The following is a 408-nucleotide window of genomic DNA, read 5'->3' on the forward strand; positions in this document are numbered from 1 at the left end:
ACCATATTTGGTTTTTTATTACCTTTGAGGTACGAATAGATATGAAAAGACCGCCGGGTGGCGGTCTACAGAGGGTTGTAGCTGGATATCATGAGTAGAAGAAGTATGCCAGTTCTGCTTTTGAGCGCAGCCATTGTCTTGTTTTACAGGCTTTAAAAAGCCCATTCATCAATACTTTACCTGGCATTTTGCGCTTACCTGTTAAGTGAGTCTGGATATAGTGACTCGTCGTTCCGGCTTCCTGTGCGAAGGCTTCACGCTCATCCGGAGTAAGTGCAAGCCAGTGCTTTTTGAAATCGAAATGTCCGTTATCGCTCATAGCTATTGCCTGATATTTATTTCAGATAATAAATATTCACCCATAAGGTAACAAAAATCAAGGATAGTTACCCATGAGGTGCATTTACC

General features: G+C 41.9%; 1 protein-coding gene. It reads right to left on the reverse strand.

All coding sequences use genetic code 11. The features are described from left to right. Positions 1-88: 88 nt before the first annotated feature. Positions 89-319, reverse strand: coding sequence for a hypothetical protein (locus D7W79_RS42915; protein WP_001282459.1), 231 nt, complete (start codon positions 317-319; stop codon positions 89-91). Positions 320-408: the final 89 nt, after the last annotated feature.

Source organism: Corallococcus exercitus, from assembly GCF_003611585.1.
GTDB lineage: Bacteria > Myxococcota > Myxococcia > Myxococcales > Myxococcaceae > Corallococcus > Corallococcus exercitus.